This is a genomic window from Waterburya sp. (genome assembly GCF_058530065.1).
Genome location: NZ_JBZNBU010000400.1, coordinates 1 through 2,768 on the forward strand (window position 1 = coordinate 1; position 2,768 = coordinate 2,768).

Genomic DNA, 2,768 nt, shown 5'->3' on the forward strand with positions numbered 1-2,768 from the left:
CTAAAGCCTAAAGCCTAGAGCCTAGAGGCTTTATCTTCTAGTTACAGCTTTTGCGTAATATCAGTAAATATTAAAAACTTATGAATAAAACTATCGATAGTAGTTGACTAAAGATAAATTAGCTTAACTTGTCACCAATGGGTATTAGGTAGTGTGTAGTGGGTAGTAGGTAAGTAGTTAAAAGAAATAAAGCTTTCTCCTGCAATGGGTTTGGGTGCTGAATTATAACCAAACCAACCTTTGTTCTCCACTGGACATTTATTGACAATTCTTACTCTTTGTACTTCCGTATCGCAAAATTTTAAATCGTCGGGACAATAAATTTCTTCAGTAGGTACTTTATTACGTTCGACATATCTCGGTTCTTTTTTGGCTACAACCGAGAAAGTTCCTTCCTCTAAAACTGTCTCAAAATCGTCATCTTCTTCGATCTGAACGATTTCATATCGAAACTGATTTTTACCAGCTAACAAAACCAAATTCTTTTTATCGTGTTTTGAACCGATGGTAACTTTAGTTTTTTCAGAAATTTGTCCTTCTTCATATTCGCGATCTGTAAAGGGCAAGGGATCTCGATCTAAACCTCTAGTGATATTGGTAATTAATACTCTTCTGTCTGGTGCGGTACTGGTAGTGTTAGAGAAAAACATTGCTTCCTGGGTTTCCAATTTTGTCCCAGGACATTCTCCTGTATAGACAATTTCGGGAATGATAAAACTATTTACTTCGGCACTACCAATCACCTCAAAACCCACATTGCCATTATCATTATTGGCAATTGTTCCCCCTCCTGGGGTAGTAGGAGTAAAAGGATTTACAGGACTAGGTGGATTAACCGCAGTTTTAGTTCCACCCAGGTTGATTCCCGATCTAGTAGCTATTTTCAAAGCTGTGTTTAAAGGAATGCCATAAAGATAAGAAGTACCCGTTTGAATATCTATATCGGTTAAGCCATAAACCCCAATTAATTGAGCTTCTTGGTTGAAAATAGGACTGCCACTCATACCAGGAACGGACTCTCCGCTATAGATTAGCTCGTAACCATCTCTAATATCGGCAGGGGCAAGAAAACCAATTAAGCTTTCGGACATGAAACGATAAGTACGATTATTAGCTATATTTTGCGAACCAGGATACCCAGCAATATGTATATTCTGTCCTTCCACCAGAGCGTCAGAATTGCCCCGTTTGACTACGGTATAGTTTTTGTCAGTATCGAAATAAATTAGAGCTAAATCCGCGCCAGCTAAAGGCTGTATGTCGGTAGCAGGATGAGATCGACCATCGGCTGTAGTGACTTCATATTCCCCTGGATTTTCCACTACATGATGGTTAGTTAGAACGACATAGCCAAAATCATCTTCAGCAATAATTACACCAGATCCATTTCCCGCACCATCAATTCGTACGGCACTTTTTTTCACAATTTGATTGACTGTTGCCGCAGGAAGAGCGATCGCTTGTTGCTGAATTACTCCTACCGACACAACACTGGCGATCGCCATACCCGAAATTGCTGTTGAAATAAATTTTTGGTTTAACCACTGATTCATGATTGCTCTAACCTGTATTACTTAGACCGCAGATCGGAATTTTTAAAAGTTTACATCCATAATATATAACAATATAAACTGGTAACTTTTTAGAAAAGCCATCTATTTAATAAAGGTTTCGTAAAAAAAATATATTCTAATTTTCAGCAATGTTAGATAATGCCCGTCGTCATTCATTTAAACGAGGAGATCTGGAAATTTCTTATTTGGAGTGGAATAATTCCCACCAAAGCGATCGTCCAAAACAACCTTTACTGTTGCTTCATGGCTTGGCAGATTGCGCTGTAGTCTGGTCTAATTTGGGAGAATATTTAGCTGAGGAATATCATATAGTTGCGCCCGATCTTCGAGGACATGGGGAAAGCAGCAAACCAAGTTCGGAAGCCGATTATAGTTCCGAAGCCATGATTGCCGATCTTGTAGGGTTAATGGGTCATTTGGGTTGGGAAAAAACCCATCTTCTGGGTCATTCCTGGGGGGCTAAAGTTGCAGCTATTTGGGCTTCGGCAGATCCAGGACGATTTTTGAGCTTAATTTTGGTCGATCCATTTTATATTGACAGGTTTCCTAGCTGGACTAAATTTACTTTTCCCTTTTTTTATCGAGTATTGCCTTTTCTGCAAGCAATGGGTCCTTTTCCCAGTCAATCGGCAGCGATCGCAATTGCTCGCCAACTCAAGCAATACCGCCAGTGGACTGAATTTCAACAACAAGTATTTAACGCTACCATTGAAGTCAAACCCGATGGTACTTGGGGGAGTAAATTTACCGTTGCTGCCCGTAATGGCATCTTTACTGATGTTATGCAAAAGTCTGGTTTGACTAAAACTCTCAATCTTCCTAGTTTATTGATTAAGCCCACCAAAGGACTCAACCGCAGTCAATGGCAGTTAAAACCCTACAGACGTTATTTACCTAATTTAGAAATACAAGAAGTAGAAGGCAATCACTGGGTTTTTCTGGTCAACCCTAATGAATTTAATGTTGCGATTTCGGAGTTTCTTAGGAGTTAATAACTGATTTTAGTCATTACACAGTAATTAGTGTTGTTGGTGAAAAAGGATGTCTGAAAAAATGAACTGCTACGACCTGCTTCGCGAGGTCATAGTATCTAAAAACCTCGGTCAATTCAGGGACGGTTTTATTCGTCCTATTAGCTTCCCGTCTCATAGGCTCATGCCTCCACCCCCTTGCCTTCGGCATCCCCCCTACTAG

2 protein-coding genes are annotated in these 2,768 nt (G+C 39.8%); one reads left to right on the forward strand and one right to left on the reverse strand.

Annotation, left to right across the window (positions count from 1 at the left end):
- Positions 1–131 precede the first annotated feature (131 nt).
- Entirely contained in the window at positions 132–1,553 is a 1,422-nt protein-coding gene (locus AC33VI_RS22820; RefSeq protein ID WP_491784559.1) for a S1 family peptidase, read from the reverse strand.
- Positions 1,554–1,702: 149 nt separating this feature from the next.
- On the opposite strand from AC33VI_RS22820, the gene AC33VI_RS22825 reads away from it, so the two are divergent.
- Positions 1,703–2,566: an alpha/beta fold hydrolase gene (locus AC33VI_RS22825; protein WP_491784560.1), complete on the forward strand. Its 864-nt coding sequence runs from the start codon at positions 1,703–1,705 to the stop codon at positions 2,564–2,566.
- Positions 2,567–2,768 lie beyond the last annotated feature (202 nt).